The following is a 15,606-nucleotide window of genomic DNA, read 5'->3' as shown; positions in this document are numbered from 1 at the left end:
TTTTTAGTTTGGTCATGGGAATCAGGACGAAAATCATTCCTGCGGCTGATCTGGAAGCCTGGGCGCGCTATCTGCGCCATGTCGCCCCCCTGCCCGGCGTGCGCGTACCCGTGTTGCCCGAGCCCGCACCAATACCCCGCCCGCTCGCCGCACCAACCAAGCCGGAACCGCCGGCACCGCCACCCCCACGACCGAAACCCGCAGCGCACCGCCGCGCCGCCCTGTCGATCGGCACCGCCCCACCCGGGCTCGACCGCGCCACCTGGTCACGCTTCCGCGCCGGCAAAATCGCCCCCGAACGCGTGCTCGACCTGCACGGCATGACCAAGCCGAACGCCCATATCGCCGTCATGGCGTTGATCGCCGGCGCTTCGGCGCAGGGCATGCGCTGTGTCGAAATCGTCACCGGCCACGGCCGGCGCGCCGGCGGCGAAGGTGTGCTCCGCCGCGAAGTGCCGTTCTGGCTCAACGATGCGCCGCTGCACGCCATGATCCTCGCGGTCTGCCACCCCCACGCCGCCAATGAAGGGGCGCTGCGCGTGCTGCTCCGCCGCCGTCGCGAATGACGCCGTTCGGCGCAAAACTCCGCCAACTCCGCGCCGACCGCCACATCACCCTGCGCGCTATGGCCACCGCACTCGATATCTCGCCCGCCTATCTCTCAGCACTCGAACACGGCCGCCGCGGCGCGCCCTCACCAGGGCTGATCCATCAGATCTGCGAACAATTCGACCTGATCTGGGACGACGCGCACGACCTCGCCGACCTCGCGCGCCTGTCGAAACCCAAACCGAAACTCGACAGCGCCGGCCTCACCCCCGAACAAACCGCGCTCGCCAACCGCTTCGCCCGGCAACTCCGCCATCTGCCGACTGCAACCGTCACCGCCATCGATGATCTGTTGCGCGCCGCTGATGCCGGTCCCCGGCCGCGGGCGGCCGATGCCAGCACAAGACCGCGCGCGCCACGCAAACCGCTCAGTTGATCGCGGCGAACGCCGCAATCGTCTCCTCGATATCAGCCGCCGACACATCGAGATGCGTGCACAGCCGCAGCCGCGTGCGTCCCATCACCGACACCATGATACCCTGCGCCCGCAGCGACTCCGCCCACGCACCCGGCGTTCTGCCGCTGGTCGCGACATCCGCATAGACCAGATTGGTATCCGGCGGCTCGATCACGATCCCCGCCACCCCGGCCAGCCCTTCGGCCAGTCGCTTGGCGTTGGCATGATCTTCGGCCAGCCGATCGACATGATGATCGAGCGCGTAAAGGCACCCGGCCGCGCAAATCCCCGCCTGGCGCAGCGACCCACCGAGCCGCTGCTTCCAGTGCCAGGCCTGGTCGATCGTCGCGGCCGAGCCCGCCAGCACGGCACCCAGCGGCGCGCCGAGCCCCTTGGTGAAATCGATCCACACCGTATCGAACGGCGCCGCATAATCGGCGGCCGCAACACCGGAGGCGACCACGGCGTTCATTAGCCGCGCGCCATCCATATGCGTCGCCATGCCAGCCTCATGCGCAATGCCGGCGAGTTCCTGCAAAGTCGCCAACGGCCACACCGCCCCGCCGCCCAAATTCGACGTCTGTTCGATCTCCAGCAGCGTCTGCGGCGCCGCATAGCGCGATGCCCCCCGCAGGCTGGCCCGCAGATCATCGGCGCTGAAAAAGCCGCGCGCCCCCGGCAACCCATGCACCCGCGCTCCCGCCAAAGCCCAGGGCGCACCACCCTCCGCCTCGATGATATGGGCCGATTCATGGGCGATGATCTCATCACCCGGCCGGCAATGGGTCAGAATGGCAATCGAATTGCACATCGCCCCCGAAGGCAGAAAAATCGCCGCCTCCTTGCCGAGCAGCCGCGCCACCCGCGCGCACAACGCATTGATCGTCGGATCGAGCCCCAACTGCTCATCGCCGACCTCGGCATTCAGCATCGCCTCGCGCATCGCCCGCGTCGGGCGGGTCTGGGTGTCGGAATAGAGGTTGATCCGCAGGGGCGGCGCATCGGGGTTGGGGGGGGTCGGGGCGTACATGTGCGTCCTTTGCGAAGAAGACAGGGTTCTTTTTTGTAAAAAAGAATCAAAAAACTTTTATTCGTTGGTGGGTGCCGGTTTGGGGAGGTTGCTCTTTTTAGAGAAGATCAGCCTCAGACCTTCACTTCCTGCCTCTGCGCGAGTTGCGGCGCGCCATAAATTGTGCGCGCCCTGGTCAGGAACGCCGCGACCATCCGCCGCACCGCCTCGGCAAACACCGCGCCGATCGCCTTTTGCAGAATAAAGCTGCGAAACTCGAAATCGACATAAAAATCGATCATCGTGCCGCGCGGATCGGCGATGAACCGCCATTCATTGCGCAGATATTTGAACGGCCCGTTCTCATAATGCACATGAATCCGCTCCGGCGCCTCCAGCGTAACCCGGGAGGTGAAACTCTCCCGGAACGGCCCGAACCCGATCGTCAGATCGGCCACCAGATCATTGCCGATATGCGAGCGCACCCGCGCGCCAACGCACCACGGCAGAAACTGCGGATATTTGCCGACATCGGCAACCAGTTCGAACATCTGGTCCGGTCGATACGGCACGAGTTTGCGCTCGGAATACTTGGGCATCGTCAGGCCACCAGTTTCGCCGCGCGCGCCGCCCGCAACGAAGCGAAGTCCGCATCGGCATGGTAGGACGATCGGGTCAGCGGCGTCGCCGAAACCATCAGAAACCCTTTCGCACGCGCCATGGCGGCCAATTCCGCGAATTCATCGGGCGGCACGAACCGGTCTACCGCAGCATGCTTAACGGTTGGTTGCAGATATTGCCCGATCGTGAGGAAATCGACATCGGCGATCCGCAGATCATCCATCACCTGACCGATCTCAGCCTTGGTCTCGCCCAGCCCCACCATCAGGCCCGATTTGGTGAACATGCCGGCATCGAGCTGCTTGACCCGATCGAGCAGCCGCAGCGACTGGAAATACCGCGCGCCGGGCCGGATGGTCGGGTACAGGCGCGGCACGGTCTCCAGATTGTGATTGAACACATCCGGCTGCGCCATCGTCACGGTTTCGATCGCACCCGGCTTGCGTAGAAAATCGGGCGTCAGAATTTCGATCGTGGTCGCCGGCGTCGCGGCACGGATCGCGCCGATCACCGCGGCAAAATGCGCCGCACCGCCATCCGCCAGATCATCCCGATCGACCGAGGTGATCACCACATGCCGCAGCCCGAGCTTGGCAACCGCGGCGGCAACGCGCTCAGGCTCATCCGCCGCCAGCGGGTTGGGATGACCGGTCGACACATTGCAGAACGCGCAGGCCCGGGTGCAGATCTCGCCCATGATCATCATGGTCGCATGGCGCTGGGACCAGCATTCGCCGATGTTCGGGCAGGCGGCTTCCTCGCACACCGTCACCAGCCCGCTTGCGCGCATCAGGTTGCGGGTTTCGAGATAGATCGGGTGCGTCGGCGCCTTCACCCGGATCCAGGCGGGCTTGTGCTGGATCGGATTGTCGCTCCGGTGCTGCTTTTCCGGGTGCCTGACCCGGTGATCTATTTCGGTACGCATCATGCGGTCAGAAGTGGATGACCTGACCATAGGCGTCAAGCACCGATTCATGCATCGCTTCACTGACCGTAGGGTGGGGGAAGACCGTATGCATCAGATCGGATTCGGTCGTCTCCAACTGCCGCGCGATGACATAGCCCTGGATCATCTCGGTCACCTCGGCGCCGGCCATGTGCGCGCCGAGCATTTCGCCGGTTTCGGCGTCAAAAATCGTCTTGATGATACCCTCAGGCTCGCCCATCGCGATCGCCTTGCCATTGCCGATGAACGGAAACCGGCCGACCTTGATTTTCCGGCCGGATTCCTTGGCCTTCGCCTCGGTCATGCCCACCGAAGCAACCTGCGGGCGGCAATAGGTGCAGCCCGGAATATTGCCGGTCTCGAATTCATGCGGATTGAGACCCGCGATTTTCTCGATGCAGATGATCCCCTCGTGGCTGGCCTTGTGGGCAAGCCAGGGCGGCCCGGTCAGATCGCCGATCGCGTAAATGCCGTTAACCCCGGTCCGGCCGAACCCATCGACCACCACATGCGTGCGCTCGATCGTCACACCCGCCGCCTCGAGCCCGAGGTTTTCGAAATTACCGACGATGCCGATCGCCGAAATCGCACGATCCGCCGTGATCCGGTGCTCCTTGCCGCCGGATTCGATGGTCACGGTAATGCTGTCCTTGCCCTTTTCGGCGCTCTTGAACACCGCCCCGGTCAGCAGTTTCATGCCCTGTTTTTCGAACTGCTTGTGCATGAAGGCCGAGATCTCCTCATCCTCGACCGGCAGAATCCGCGGCAGGGCTTCGATCACCGTCACCTCCGCCCCCATGTTGCGGTAGAAACTGGCGAATTCGATGCCGATCGCACCAGACCCGATCACCACCAGCGATTTCGGCATCATGTCCGGCACCATCGCCTCGCGATAGGACCAGATGAATTTGCCATCCGGCTCCAGACCGGGCAGCACGCGGGCCCGTGCGCCGGTCGCGAAAATGATGTGGTTCGCGGTCAGCGTGGCGACGGGTTTGCCGTCTTTCTCGACCTTGAGCGTGCGGACCCCGGCGAGGGCGCCAGTGCCGTCGAACACGGTGATCTTGTTCTTTTTCATCAGATGCGCGACGCCGGACGACAATTGCTTGGCGACACCGCGCGAGCGCTTGACCACTTTGGCGAGATCGAAGCTGATATTATCCGCCGCAAACCCGAATTCGCCGAGATTATGCAGCAAATGGTTAATTTCCGATGAACGCAGCAGCGCCTTGGTCGGAATACAGCCCCAGTTGAGGCAGATGCCGCCCAAATTCTCACGCTCGACCAGCGCGGTCTTCATGCCAAGCTGCGTCGCGCGGATCGCGGTGACGTAGCCGCCCGGCCCGCCGCCGACCACGACGACATCGAAATTCTGATCAGCCATGTTTGGTCTCCTGCTTGGCCAGCGCTTTGAGCGCCTCGCCTTTGACGCGATAGCGCGTCCATTCATCGAGCGGTTCGGCACCGAGGGATTTGTAGAACGCAATCGCGGGTTCGTTCCAATCGAGCACCTGCCACTCGAGCCGCGCACAATCGCGCCGGATCGCCTCCGCCGCGAGAGATTGCAGCAGCGCCTTGCCGATCCCCCTGCCGCGCGCTTCGGGCTTGACGAACAAATCCTCGAGATAAATCCCGGCCTTGCCCGTCCAGGTCGAAAAACTGGTGAAATAGAGCGCGAAGCCGAGAAGTTCTTCATCTTCGGCAACGATCGCATGGGCGAGCGGCTTGTCGCCGAACAGCGCCGCGTGCAGCATCGGCGCGGTCATGTCCACGGCATTCGGCGCGCGTTCATAAACGGCGAGGTCGTGCACCAGAGCGAGCACGGCGTCGGTATCGGCGGGAGTCGCGTCGCGGAGGGTAAAATCAGGCATCAGGAAGGGAAGACTTCTTTTTGAAAAAAGAAGCAAAAACTCTCATTCGCTTGGTCCGGAGGCGTACAATCGCCAAAGCCAATGGCCCAGCTCAAAAAAGTTTTTTGGTTCTTTTTTTCAAAAAAGAACATGCTTCCTGCCCCTAAAGCATCAAACTGAGCGGCGCCTCGACGATCGATTTAAACGCCGCGAGGAACTCCGCCCCGATCGCGCCATCGACCACGCGATGATCGCATGACAATGTCACGGTCATCACGGTGGCGATCGCCAGCTCCGCCCCGCGCACCACCGGGCGTTTCTCCCCGGCGCCGATCGCGATGATCGCCCCTTGCGGTGGGTTGATGATCGCGGAAAAGCTGGTGATGCCGAACATGCCGAGGTTCGAAATCGAGAACGAGCCGCCCTGGAATTCCTCGGGTTTCAGCTTGCCGGATTTCGCCCGGGCGGCGAGGTCTTTCATCTCGTTGCTGATCGCGGCCAGGCCCTTCTGGTCCGCCTTGCGGATGATCGGCGTGATCAGCCCATCCGGAATCGCGACCGCCACCGAAATATCCACGTCGTGATAGCGGATCATGGCATCATCGGTGAAGCTGGCGTTGGCTGCGGGCACGCGCCGCAGCGCGATTGCGCTGGCCTTGATGATCAGGTCGTTGACCGAGAGTTTGAACGCGCCCGCGCCATCCTTAGGCGACTGGGCATTGAGATCGGCGCGCAGTTTCAGCAGCGCATCGAGTTCGACATCCATCGACAGATAGAAATGGGGAATCGTCTGCTTGGCGGCCTGGAGCCGCTTGGCGATCACCTTGCGCATCGAGGAATGCGGCACCGCATCGTGCGGCGCGGTGATCTCGGCGGGTTTCGGTGCCAGTGAGGCGGCCGGCGCCGCGACCGGCGCCGCGGCCGCTTGCGGCACACCCGCCGGGGCGGCGGGCGTCTGGCCGCGCGCCGCATCGATATCGGCCTTGACGATGCGCCCGTTTGGCCCGGACCCTGTAATGCCCGCCAGATTGAGCCCCGCCTGCTGCGCCATGCGGCGCGCCAGCGGCGAGGCAAAAATACGCGCGCCATGATCGCTGGTATCGTGCCCGTTCGCCTTGGGTTCGCCGCGCGGCGCCGGGGCCGGCGTCGCCTCGACGGCGGCTTTGGGCGCGGGGGCCTCAGCTTTTGGGGCCGGCGCCGCTGCCGCGCTCGGCACCGCCTCACCAGCATCGACCAGCACGGCGATCGGCGCGTTCACCGCCACACCTTCGGTGCCCGCCGCGACCAGGATCTTGCCAAGCACGCCCTCATCGACCGCCTCGACCTCCATGGTCGCCTTGTCGGTCTCGATCTCGGCGATCACATCGCCGGATTTGATGGTATCACCCTCGTTCTTGAGCCATTTCGCGAGGGTGCCCTCGGTCATGGTGGGCGATAGGGCCGGCATCAGGATGTTGGTGGCCATGGCAGCGCTCCCGGTTCAGAACAGTTTTTTCACGGCATCGACCACCCAGTTCGGCTGGGGCAAGGCCAGTTTTTCCAGATTGGCGGCATAGGGCATCGGCACATCGAGGCCGGAAACCCGGGTCGGCGGCGCATCCAGCCAGTCGAACGCGTGCTCGGTGATCTGCATGGCAATCTCCGCGCCGATACCGGCGAACGGCCAGCCTTCCTCGACACTGACGACCCGGCTGGTCTTCTTCACCGAGGCGACGATGGTTTCGATATCGAGCGGGCGAATCGTCCGCAGATTGATCACCTCGGCCGAAATCCCCTGCTGGTCGAGCAGCTCGGCGGCTTTCAGCGCAACATCGACCATCAGCGAAAACGCAACGATGGTGACGTCCTCGCCCGCGCGCTCGATTTTGGCGCGGCCGATCGGCAGGATGAACTCGTCATCGGTCGGCACCTCGAACTTATGCCCGTACAGAATCTCGTTCTCGAGAAAGATCACCGGGTTCGGATCACGGATCGCCGCCCGCAGCAACCCCTTGGCATCGGCCGCCGAATACGGTGCGACGACCTTCAACCCCGGGCAATGCGCGTACCACGAGGCATAACACTGGCTGTGCTGCGCCGCGACGCGTGCCGCCGCACCATTGGGCCCCCGAAACACGATCGGGCAGCCCATCTGCCCACCCGACATATACAGCGTCTTGGCCGCCGAATTGATGATCTGATCGATCGCCTGCATCGCGAAATTGAACGTCATGAATTCGACGATCGGCTTGAGGCCGGACATCGCCGCCCCCACCGCCATGCCGGTGAACCCGTGCTCGGTGATCGGCGTATCGATCACGCGCTTCTCGCCGAACTCATCGAGCAGACCCTGGCTGATCTTGTAGGCGCCCTGATACTGCGCCACCTCCTCACCCATCAGAAACACATCGCCATCGCGGCGCATCTCGGCGGCCATCGCATCGCGCAACGCCTCGCGCACCGTAATCTCGCTGGTCGGGCCCCAATCCTTCTCGCTGTCCGGCACCGGCGCCGCCTTCGGCGCGGCTTTGGTCTCCGCCCTCGCCTCAACCTTCGCCTCAACCTTCGGCGACTCGGCCTTGACCTGCGGCGCCGCCACGCTCTCACCCTTGGTGCCGAGCACCGCAATCGGCGCATTCACCGGCACGTTGTCGGTACCCTCCGGCACCAGGATTTTCAGCAACTCACCCTCATCGACCGCCTCGACCTCCATGGTCGCCTTGTCGGTCTCGATCTCGGCCAGCACATCGCCGGATTTCACCGTATCCCCGATCTTCTTCAGCCATTTGGCCAGCTTGCCCTCGGTCATCGTCGGGCTCAGCGCCGGCATCAGAACGTCCGTGCTCATCGCTTACGCCTCCACCAGAATATCGGTCCACAACTCGGATTCATCAGGCTCCGGGCTCTCCTGCGCGAAATCCGCCGCTTGCTGAATCCGCTGCTTGATCTCGTCATCGATCGTCTTGAGCTGATCCTCGGCAACACCCAGCGCCTCGAGCCCCTTGCGCGCCAGATCAATGCAATCATGCTCGGTGCGCATCTTCTGCACCTCCTCGCGCGTCCGATACTTCGCCGGGTCCGACATCGAATGACCGCGATACCGATACGTCTTCATCTCCAGCAGATACGGCCCGTTGCCGGCGCGGCAATGCGCCACCGCCTGCTCCGCCGCCGCCTTCACAGCCATCACGTCCATGCCGTCCACCTGCATGCCCGGAATATGCCAAGGCGCGCCGTTCTGGCTCAGATCGCGCGAGGCCGATGCCCGCTCGACGCTGGTGCCCATGCCGTAGCGATTGTTCTCGATGATGAAAACCACCGGCAGCTTCATCAACGCCGCCAGATTGAAACTCTCGAACACCTGCCCCTGGTTCGACGCACCCTCGCCGAAATAGGCCAAAGTCACCCGGTCGTTGCCGCGATAATGATTGGCGAACGCCAGCCCCGCGCCCAGCGAAACCTGCGCGCCGACAATGCCATGGCCGCCGTAAAAACCCTTTTCCTTGGAAAACATGTGCATCGAGCCGCCCTTGCCGTGCGAATATCCGCCCGCGCGCCCGGTCAGCTCCGCCATCACACCCTTGGGGTCCATGTCGCACGCAATCATGTGCCCATGGTCGCGATACGAGGTGATCACCTGGTCGCCCGGCTCCAGCGCCAGCTGCATGCCGGTCACCACCGCCTCCTGGCCGATATACAAATGACAGAACCCACCGATCAGCCCCATGCCGTAAAGCTGACCGGCCTTTTCCTCGAACCGGCGGATCAGCAGCATTTTGGAATAAGCGGCCAGCAATTCATCACGATCGAGCGCGGGAGCCGCCTTGCCGGCGCGCTTGCGCACCGCCGACGATGTTTTGGTGATCGATTTCGCCTGGCTTGCCGCCATATCCCCCTCCATCAAATCAACGGGCAACTAAACTCGTCCCTCAATCGTCGCAACCGTGCCGATTGGCAAGCGTGTCACGAAAAAAACATCGATTGTGCAATGCAATACGCATGTTAACCGAAAATCAGTTAACGTCTTACCCGCCGTTCAAACGAACGACCACGAGCCCCCTCAAGCCAACGCCCCACCGCACTCGTGCGCCCCACCTATGCACCACACACGACGCCGCTCACGGCTTCGCGGTCGATGCCGCGGCCGGCGGAGCGGGCGCCTGCGCACCACCTGCAACAGGTGCCGCCGTCCCCGGCGGCAACGGCTTCAACGGCACCGACAAATCATCCGGATTGGCCAGGTTCAAAACCGATCGCGATTGAGCATTCAACATGTCCCGGTCGATCGCATGATGCCGCAACGCATCCACCCGCGCCTGCCACCGATCCCGCCGCGCCTGCACACCCGCCAACGTCGCCTGGTCACGCACCAACAACCCCTGATCCTGCCGCTGCGCCGTAATCCCGCGCGACCCCTTGATCGCATTGAACACAAAATACCCCGTCACGATCAGTAACAATAACGGTATGATCACCGCCCTGACACGCCGCTTCACAAAAACCGCCCGCTCATCACAAAAAATCACCCAACCCCAATCCAACCCAACAATGCCGCCCCGCCCCACCCCTCCGCAAGACCCCATGGTCATGGGATCGTCAGATCAATGGGGATGGGTGCCTGGCCTGGAGCAAGTAAGGCCAGGGGCTCTGCCCCTGGACCCCGTTAAAGGCGGAGCCTTTAAAATCCATTAGTTTTAGGCAAGGGGAGGGCGACACAGGCCAGATCAGCGGAAAATCCGAGGCAGCGCCCTCCCCTTGCCTAAAACTAGCGGGTTCTAAGGGCTCCGCCCTTAGTGGGGGTCGAGGGGGCAAAGCCCCCCGCCTTGCTTCCTCCACACCAATCTCCCACCTCCATCGATCTCCCATCCCATGATCATGAAATTTTGGTCAGCCGTATTTCGCCCGAATTGCGGCCGCTCCTTTGCCATGATGCGTAACTATATCCTTCCATAGCTTAACGAGGAGTTTTGATCATGAACCGCAAACCGAACCGTCAGGGCCAGACCATCCGGCGCATTCTGGTTCTGGCTGGCCTGGCCGGTGCCGTGGGGCTTGCCACAGCCGGCACTGCGTTCGCCGATCCGCCATGGCAGCATGATGGTGGCGACCATGGCCGGCCCGGCTGGCATCATCGCGGTGATGATGATTGGCGTGGCGGCTATCGGGGCCCGCGCGGCTACTACCCGCCGCCGCCGCCGGTCTATTACGCACCGCCGCCGCCGCCCCCGCCGCCGGTTTACTATGCGCCGCCGCCGCCCGCCTATTACGGCCCGCCGTCGCTGTCGTTCGGCATCAATGTGCCGATCGGCCGTTGATCACAGGCGTTCGGGCGGTCCATCAGCCCGAACGCAGCATCAACCCCCGATAACATCGATCGCGGTCAGCCCCTTGGCCAGAACCGCGATCAGATCGGCCGGCGCCAAAGCGATGCAACCGGCAGTCGGCCGATAATCCGGCCGCGCCGCGTGCAGAAAAATCGCCGAACCCCGGCCGCGGACCACCGGCGCGTCGTTCCACCCCAGCACGCCGATCACATCGTACAGCGCATCGTCGCGCCACAACGCCTCATGCCGCGCCGCGTGCGGCAGCCGGATCATGCAATTGTAATCGGCGTGATGCGGATCATCGCACCAGCCATCGCCGCGCGCGATCGGCTCGGTCGGCACCGCGCAGCGCGGCAAGGCGACCCGATCGGCCCGATACAGCACCCGCCGCAGCGCCAACCGCCCGGCGGGGGTGCCGCTATCGCCCTCCTCCTTGTGCCGCACGATGCCCCGCGCCCCGATCGACGCCTGAAACCGCTCCGGCCCCAACCATAAATATCCATCGCCCCGGACCGAGGCGATGTGCAGCTCCACCTTATTCAAACAAATGCCCCATGCGCGCGGCCTTGGTGGCCAGATAGCCATCATTGACGCCGTTGGGTGCGATGATATGCGCCACCCGCTCGACGATCTCGACACCGCACGCCATCAGACCAGCGGTTTTATCCGGATTGTTGGTCAATAGCCGAATACGATGCAGCCCCAGCGATTCGAGCATCGCCGCCGCGATATGAAAATTGCGCTCATCCGCCTGCCAGCCGAGCGCGCGGTTGGCATCGACCGTATCCAGCCCGCGGTCCTGCAGCGTATAGGCCCGCAGCTTGTTGATCAGCCCGATACCCCTGCCCTCCTGCGCCAGATACAGCACCACCCCCGCACCTTCATCCGCCATGCGCTTGATCGCGCCCTTCAACTGAGGGCCGCAATCGCAGCGCAGCGAACCGAGCAGATCGCCGGTGAAACACTCGGAATGGATGCGCACCAGCGGTGCCGGCTGGCCGGCCGGATCGCCCACCAGGATCGCCATGTGCTCGATCCCCTGATCGAGCGCGCGAAACGCGATCAACCGCGCATCCGGCGCATCGGCGAGCGGTATCGCCACCTCGGCAACGCGGTGCAGCGTCGCGGCCAGTTCGGTCGGATACGCCAGCAAATCCGCCGCGGGCACCACCAGCAACCCCGCACCCAGCGGCAGCGATGCCCAGCCCGCCCGCACCGGGGCCACGACCATCGCCGGCAGCAACCGCGCAAGCTTGCCCAGCGCGAGCGCCGCCGCCGCCTGGCCCGGTACGACCGTGCGATTGAAGCGCGGCAGTATCTGTTCGAGCGTCGGGTCCGCCGCCCGGCGCAGCGTGGCGGCGTCGATCAACGGCCGCGCGAGCGCCAGCGCGACCGCCACCCCCGGTTCGGCAATCGCCACGCCCAGCACCGCCTCCGCGCGCGCGGGCGCCAACAGCAGGCTCGCCGGCCCGGCCGCCAGCCGATCGATCAAATTCAACCCCTCGGCCCCCACGGTCTCGGCGGGGGCGACAATCAACGGCTGCGGCCCGGCAATGATCACCGGCACACCGCGCCGGCTGTCGGCAACCGCCCGATGCACCGCCCTGGTGCGGGGCGCACCCATCGTATCGGTGCGAGGAGCACCCATCGTATCGGTGCGAGGAGCACCCACGGTATTCTTGCGGGAAACGCCACCGGCGGCGCGATCAGGCGTAACGGAGGGCAACAGGGTCATGGCAATTCATTCATCTTGTCCCAATATCCATAAAGAACGGGTGACCTATGGCATACACGGTTCTTATGTATATGGATGTGAGCGGCCAAATCGGCCAGAGGGCGCATCGCCGGGTGTGCAACGAACAGGCATCATCTGCTGTGGGCCCATGCGTGCGTCAAACCGTGCCCTGCGACAGCAAATCGCCGTGATCGGCCCCGCAAGGGTGGCGTGAAGCGGCGGCAGCGGTTATCGCGGCAGGCACATCGACTGGTCGAACTGAGTTTTTCGAGGAACCGAGCCATGACGAGCCATCATCCCATCCTGATTGTCGACGATGATCGGGCCTTGCGCACCACGCTGAGCGAACAATTGCGGGCCGATAACGAGTTCACCCCGACCGAGGCAGGCACGATCGCCGAAGCCGAGGCGATCCTCGCCAAAGCCGACCAGCGGTTCGACGCCATCATCCTCGATGTCGGCCTGCCGGACGGCGACGGCCGCAGCTTCTGCGCCGGGCTCCGCAAATCGGGCATGAAAATCCCGATCATCATGCTGACCGGCTCGGCCGAGGAGCAGGACGTGGTCCGCGGCCTCGATTCCGGCGCCAACGACTATGTCGCGAAGCCCTTCCGCCTCGCCGAACTGCTCGCCCGCCTGCGCGCGCATCTGCGCAATTTCGAAAGCAGCGAGGACGCGGTGCTGCAGATCGGCCCCTACACCTTCCGCCCGGCGATGAAACTGCTGCACGAACCGATCAAGAACCGCCGCATCCGCCTGACCGACAAGGAAGCGGCAATCCTGAAATACCTCTACCGCGCCGGCGGCAAATCGGTCGGCCGGCAGATCCTCCTGAACGAAGTCTGGGGCTACAACGCCGCGGTCACCACCCACACGCTCGAAACCCACGTCTACCGCCTGCGCCAGAAAATCGAACCCGAACCCAACCAGGCCCGCCTGCTGATCACCGAAGGCGGCGGCTACCGCCTCAGCCAGGAAGCCACCGAACCGGTCGGCTGAGCCAGGTTTGGCGTGGCGTTGGCGCTTTGCTATACCAACGCCACGTCTCCGTAGCTCAGCAGGATAGAGCACAGGATTCCTAATCCTGGGGCCGTGGGTTCGAATCCCGCCGGGGACGCCAATAAAATCAAACACTTACCCGTGCTTCTCAGCACGGTCGAAGTCATGTTTTCCACCAGGCTCGTGTTTTGCGGAAACGAGCAGCCGGTCCTTCTCGCCGTCAAACTGGCCCCTCACGCCCTCCTGCACAACCTTCTTCCACGCATGGATCTGGCTGGCATGCACACCGTACCTGCTCGCAAGCTCGGCAATCGTCCCTTCCTCTCGGATTGCCGCCATCGTCCCTTTCGCCTTGAATGCCGCGCCGTGCTTCTTTCGGATATTCGTCATCTCTAACCCTTTGGCTCTACGCCGTTTTAGGGCCAGGCTCTCTGTTAGCGACCTGTCCAGTTTTCAGGGACCGCCTCACCCTGCGTGGCGTCAAATCATGCGGCCGGCCGATATCGGAATCGGCTTGGCCGTTTCCCTGGCGAAATCTTGTTTCGTGATCCTTTGCCCATATTTGAAGAGCTTATTGTCGTGCTGGTGAAAACTGCCCCCCATTGGATTGGGTTTCAGGTGGAGCATGACCTTCGACGATGGTGACGCTGCCGGCATCGCGCGGCGCGCTCATGACCCGGGCATCCGGACCGGCTTCAGTCCTGATCGTCTTCAGCAACGGTAACGTGAGCCCTAGATTGGTGAGGTTACCCCGGCACGAAGCACGACCCGGCAAGCCGAGCCGGATCCCAAGCGTCGATGGTGTTGCCGACACGATGGCAAAGCGCGACAGCATATCGCGCGGGGCGTCGAGGCAAATTTTCGGGTTCGTCAATGTCGCGTGCGACAGTGCGTCGAGCACTGATTGGGGTGACTGCCCGGCGCGTGGCGTGACGAATTTCCGAACGAACGGATCATGCGCCAAAGCCTCTGTCATTTGCGGGGGGGCGTACAGCGTGGCGAGCGACATTATCGCACCATCCGGCTGTAGCAGGGCGGCGAGCGGGCGCTTCGGGTCGAGATTGAGGTTTTCGGGGCGGCGGAGATCGATCGTCCAATACCGCACACCGCCGCCGGGCAGCGCGCCCGATCCCTGTTCGATCAAGGTCTGGTCGCGCAAGGCGAGAAAGGGGCCGTAAAGCGAAACGAGCGTGAAACTTTGGCGGACCTGGAACGGTGTTTCACGGTCACTTGCCGACAATCCCGATTGCGCGCGCAGGATCTCATATTCCGCGCGGGCCAATCTGGCGACCGAGAAGACCGGCTCGTGGGTCCGGCGCGAGACGATTTGGATATTACCTTGCCGGACTTCGACGGCGTAGGCCGCATTATGAAGCGCTGGATGCGCCTCAGCAGCCGATGAGGCGATAGGCGCCGCGGCCGCGAATCCGCAGATCGCGGCGAAGATCAAGGGCGATTTGAAGGCTTTCCGGGTCGCATATCTCATGAAGCTCACACCCAGATGACCGTCGGAAGTTGATGCCTCACCGGTGCGCCCTCCGGTGGCGGGCCAAGTCGTAGAAGCCCCTCGATCTGAACGGCGCAATCGGCAATGCCCGCGGCGTGGTCGTGGCCGTTGATGATCGTGCGGGCATTGTAATAGTCACAGCTTGTCCCCTGGATGAAGTCGCTCAGCTTGCGGCCTGTGAAGCTTCCCTTGCGCATGCCATAGGAGATGATCTTGTAGGCGATCCCGGGTTTCAGCGCATCATCAGGATGCTCGGCCAAGGCCTCATCCATGCCGATCGCTTTGCCGAGTTTCAGGTAATTCTCACCCCAGGTGAGCTGAACATAGCCGCGACCATAGTAGGTGTTGGTGTAGGTTGTGCCATTGCGCGCCGGCCGGGGAATGGTCCAGCTCACGACGCGGGCAACATTGGGAAACTGCGGGGCGAAAAGGCCGGTGAACACGCGCGGTCGGGTATTCCACCAAGCAACCGAGGGATTTTGGCGCCAGAAATCGGGGCCGGCGTAAAATCTACCGGCACTTTTGAGCAGCATCGAACCAATCAGAGACCCATCCCTCAACCGCGGATCATCGCGCGACAGGCGCCACCGCCGATTCCGCTTTCGCACCCCCTACCCTCCTGCCCTATAA

At 63.4% G+C, this 15,606-nt stretch carries 18 protein-coding genes and 1 tRNA gene; 5 read left to right on the top strand and 14 right to left on the bottom strand.

Annotation, left to right across the window (positions count from 1 at the left end; translation table 11 throughout):
- Positions 1-14: 14 nt before the first annotated feature.
- Positions 15-566, top strand: coding sequence for a Smr/MutS family protein (locus tag BW994_RS01140; protein WP_029312727.1), 552 nt, complete (start codon positions 15-17; stop codon positions 564-566).
- Positions 563-985, top strand: coding sequence for a helix-turn-helix domain-containing protein (locus BW994_RS01135; RefSeq protein WP_051657467.1), 423 nt, complete (start codon positions 563-565; stop codon positions 983-985). Before BW994_RS01140 ends, BW994_RS01135 begins: the two co-directional genes overlap by 4 nt.
- Here the strand turns inward: BW994_RS01135 and BW994_RS01130 are convergent.
- From BW994_RS01130 to BW994_RS01090, 9 genes are all read right to left on the bottom strand, one after another.
- Entirely contained in the window at positions 978-2,036 is a 1,059-nt protein-coding gene (locus BW994_RS01130) for a threonine aldolase family protein (RefSeq protein WP_029312729.1), read from the bottom strand. The two genes, BW994_RS01135 and BW994_RS01130, sit on opposite strands and share 8 nt — an antisense overlap.
- A 113-nt stretch (positions 2,037-2,149) precedes the next feature.
- Positions 2,150-2,614, bottom strand: a complete 465-nt coding sequence (locus BW994_RS01125; RefSeq protein WP_029312730.1) for a type II toxin-antitoxin system RatA family toxin — start codon at positions 2,612-2,614, stop codon at positions 2,150-2,152.
- Between the two features lie 2 nt (positions 2,615-2,616).
- Positions 2,617-3,561 carry a lipoyl synthase gene (gene lipA / locus BW994_RS01120; protein ID WP_029312731.1) on the bottom strand — a complete coding sequence of 315 codons (945 nt, stop codon included), beginning with the start codon at positions 3,559-3,561 and terminating at the stop codon, positions 2,617-2,619.
- 7 nt (positions 3,562-3,568) lie between these two features.
- Positions 3,569-4,966, bottom strand: a complete 1,398-nt coding sequence (gene lpdA, locus BW994_RS01115; RefSeq protein WP_029312732.1) for a dihydrolipoyl dehydrogenase — start codon at positions 4,964-4,966, stop codon at positions 3,569-3,571.
- Positions 4,959-5,453 carry a GNAT family N-acetyltransferase gene (locus tag BW994_RS01110; protein ID WP_029312733.1) on the bottom strand — a complete coding sequence of 165 codons (495 nt, stop codon included), beginning with the start codon at positions 5,451-5,453 and terminating at the stop codon, positions 4,959-4,961. The genes lpdA and BW994_RS01110 overlap by 8 nt, the downstream gene beginning before the upstream one ends.
- 142 nt (positions 5,454-5,595) lie before the next feature.
- The gene (locus BW994_RS01105; RefSeq protein ID WP_029312734.1) at positions 5,596-6,897 is read right to left on the bottom strand and encodes a pyruvate dehydrogenase complex dihydrolipoamide acetyltransferase; all 1,302 of its coding nucleotides are present in this window, start codon (positions 6,895-6,897) and stop codon (positions 5,596-5,598) included.
- A gap of 15 nt (positions 6,898-6,912) precedes the next feature.
- On the bottom strand, positions 6,913-8,259 hold the full coding sequence (locus BW994_RS01100; RefSeq protein ID WP_029312735.1) for a pyruvate dehydrogenase complex E1 component subunit beta: 1,347 nt from the start codon (positions 8,257-8,259) through the stop codon (positions 6,913-6,915).
- 3 nt (positions 8,260-8,262) lie between these two features.
- Entirely contained in the window at positions 8,263-9,300 is a 1,038-nt protein-coding gene (gene pdhA / locus BW994_RS01095; RefSeq protein WP_035229544.1) for a pyruvate dehydrogenase (acetyl-transferring) E1 component subunit alpha, read from the bottom strand.
- Positions 9,301-9,529: 229 nt separating this feature from the next.
- Positions 9,530-9,859, bottom strand: a complete 330-nt coding sequence (locus tag BW994_RS01090; RefSeq protein ID WP_245594170.1) for an FtsB family cell division protein — start codon at positions 9,857-9,859, stop codon at positions 9,530-9,532.
- Between the two features lie 525 nt (positions 9,860-10,384).
- Here BW994_RS01090 and BW994_RS01085 point away from each other — a divergent pair.
- On the top strand, positions 10,385-10,726 hold the full coding sequence (locus BW994_RS01085) for a hypothetical protein (protein WP_245594150.1): 342 nt from the start codon (positions 10,385-10,387) through the stop codon (positions 10,724-10,726).
- A 39-nt stretch (positions 10,727-10,765) separates the two neighbouring features.
- On the opposite strand, the gene BW994_RS01080 is transcribed toward BW994_RS01085, so the two are convergent.
- Together BW994_RS01080 and ribA are read right to left on the bottom strand one after the other, a co-directional pair.
- Positions 10,766-11,224 (bottom strand): L,D-transpeptidase family protein, encoded by a 459-nt coding sequence (locus BW994_RS01080; protein WP_408734953.1) that lies wholly within the window; start codon positions 11,222-11,224, stop codon positions 10,766-10,768.
- A 46-nt stretch (positions 11,225-11,270) separates the two neighbouring features.
- Positions 11,271-12,470: a GTP cyclohydrolase II gene (gene ribA, locus BW994_RS01075; RefSeq protein ID WP_456303714.1), complete on the bottom strand. Its 1,200-nt coding sequence runs from the start codon at positions 12,468-12,470 to the stop codon at positions 11,271-11,273.
- 282 nt (positions 12,471-12,752) lie between these two features.
- Here ribA and BW994_RS01070 point away from each other — a divergent pair, with 282 nt between their 5' ends.
- Positions 12,753-13,469 (top strand): response regulator transcription factor, encoded by a 717-nt coding sequence (locus BW994_RS01070; protein WP_029312442.1) that lies wholly within the window; start codon positions 12,753-12,755, stop codon positions 13,467-13,469.
- Between the two features lie 44 nt (positions 13,470-13,513).
- Positions 13,514-13,590, top strand: a tRNA-Arg gene (locus BW994_RS01065).
- A gap of 14 nt (positions 13,591-13,604) precedes the next feature.
- Here the strand turns inward: BW994_RS01065 and BW994_RS01060 are convergent.
- The 3 genes from BW994_RS01060 to BW994_RS01050 all read right to left on the bottom strand — a co-directional run bounded on the left by BW994_RS01060 (position 13,605) and on the right by BW994_RS01050 (position 15,509).
- The gene (locus BW994_RS01060) at positions 13,605-13,859 is read right to left on the bottom strand and encodes a transposase (RefSeq protein WP_029312441.1); all 255 of its coding nucleotides are present in this window, start codon (positions 13,857-13,859) and stop codon (positions 13,605-13,607) included.
- Between the two features lie 181 nt (positions 13,860-14,040).
- On the bottom strand, positions 14,041-14,955 hold the full coding sequence (locus BW994_RS01055) for a hypothetical protein (RefSeq protein ID WP_029312440.1): 915 nt from the start codon (positions 14,953-14,955) through the stop codon (positions 14,041-14,043).
- A gap of 5 nt (positions 14,956-14,960) precedes the next feature.
- On the bottom strand, positions 14,961-15,509 hold the full coding sequence (locus BW994_RS01050; protein ID WP_051657425.1) for a lysozyme family protein: 549 nt from the start codon (positions 15,507-15,509) through the stop codon (positions 14,961-14,963).
- Positions 15,510-15,606 lie beyond the last annotated feature (97 nt).

It is taken from the genome of Acidiphilium rubrum (assembly GCF_900156265.1).
GTDB lineage: Bacteria > Pseudomonadota > Alphaproteobacteria > Acetobacterales > Acetobacteraceae > Acidiphilium > Acidiphilium rubrum.
This window is presented reverse-complemented; position numbering and strand designations above follow the sequence as displayed.

Coding starts and splice junctions, on each gene's coding strand:
- BW994_RS01100 (WP_029312735.1), bottom strand. CDS start 8,259: ATGAGCACGGACGTTCTGATGCCGGCGCTGAGCCCGACGATGACCGAG.
- ribA (WP_456303714.1), bottom strand. CDS start 12,470: ATGACCCTGTTGCCCTCCGTTACGCCTGATCGCGCCGCCGGTGGCGTT.
- BW994_RS01050 (WP_051657425.1), bottom strand. CDS start 15,509: ATGCTGCTCAAAAGTGCCGGTAGATTTTACGCCGGCCCCGATTTCTGG.
- BW994_RS01105 (WP_029312734.1), bottom strand. CDS start 6,897: ATGGCCACCAACATCCTGATGCCGGCCCTATCGCCCACCATGACCGAG.
- BW994_RS01060 (WP_029312441.1), bottom strand. CDS start 13,859: ATGACGAATATCCGAAAGAAGCACGGCGCGGCATTCAAGGCGAAAGGG.
- BW994_RS01110 (WP_029312733.1), bottom strand. CDS start 5,453: ATGCCTGATTTTACCCTCCGCGACGCGACTCCCGCCGATACCGACGCC.
- lipA (WP_029312731.1), bottom strand. CDS start 3,561: ATGCGTACCGAAATAGATCACCGGGTCAGGCACCCGGAAAAGCAGCAC.
- BW994_RS01125 (WP_029312730.1), bottom strand. CDS start 2,614: ATGCCCAAGTATTCCGAGCGCAAACTCGTGCCGTATCGACCGGACCAG.
- pdhA (WP_035229544.1), bottom strand. CDS start 9,300: ATGGCGGCAAGCCAGGCGAAATCGATCACCAAAACATCGTCGGCGGTG.
- BW994_RS01070 (WP_029312442.1), top strand. CDS start 12,753: ATGACGAGCCATCATCCCATCCTGATTGTCGACGATGATCGGGCCTTG.
- BW994_RS01055 (WP_029312440.1), bottom strand. CDS start 14,955: ATGAGATATGCGACCCGGAAAGCCTTCAAATCGCCCTTGATCTTCGCC.
- BW994_RS01085 (WP_245594150.1), top strand. CDS start 10,385: ATGAACCGCAAACCGAACCGTCAGGGCCAGACCATCCGGCGCATTCTG.
- BW994_RS01135 (WP_051657467.1), top strand. CDS start 563: ATGACGCCGTTCGGCGCAAAACTCCGCCAACTCCGCGCCGACCGCCAC.
- lpdA (WP_029312732.1), bottom strand. CDS start 4,966: ATGGCTGATCAGAATTTCGATGTCGTCGTGGTCGGCGGCGGGCCGGGC.
- BW994_RS01140 (WP_029312727.1), top strand. CDS start 15: ATGGGAATCAGGACGAAAATCATTCCTGCGGCTGATCTGGAAGCCTGG.
- BW994_RS01130 (WP_029312729.1), bottom strand. CDS start 2,036: ATGTACGCCCCGACCCCCCCCAACCCCGATGCGCCGCCCCTGCGGATC.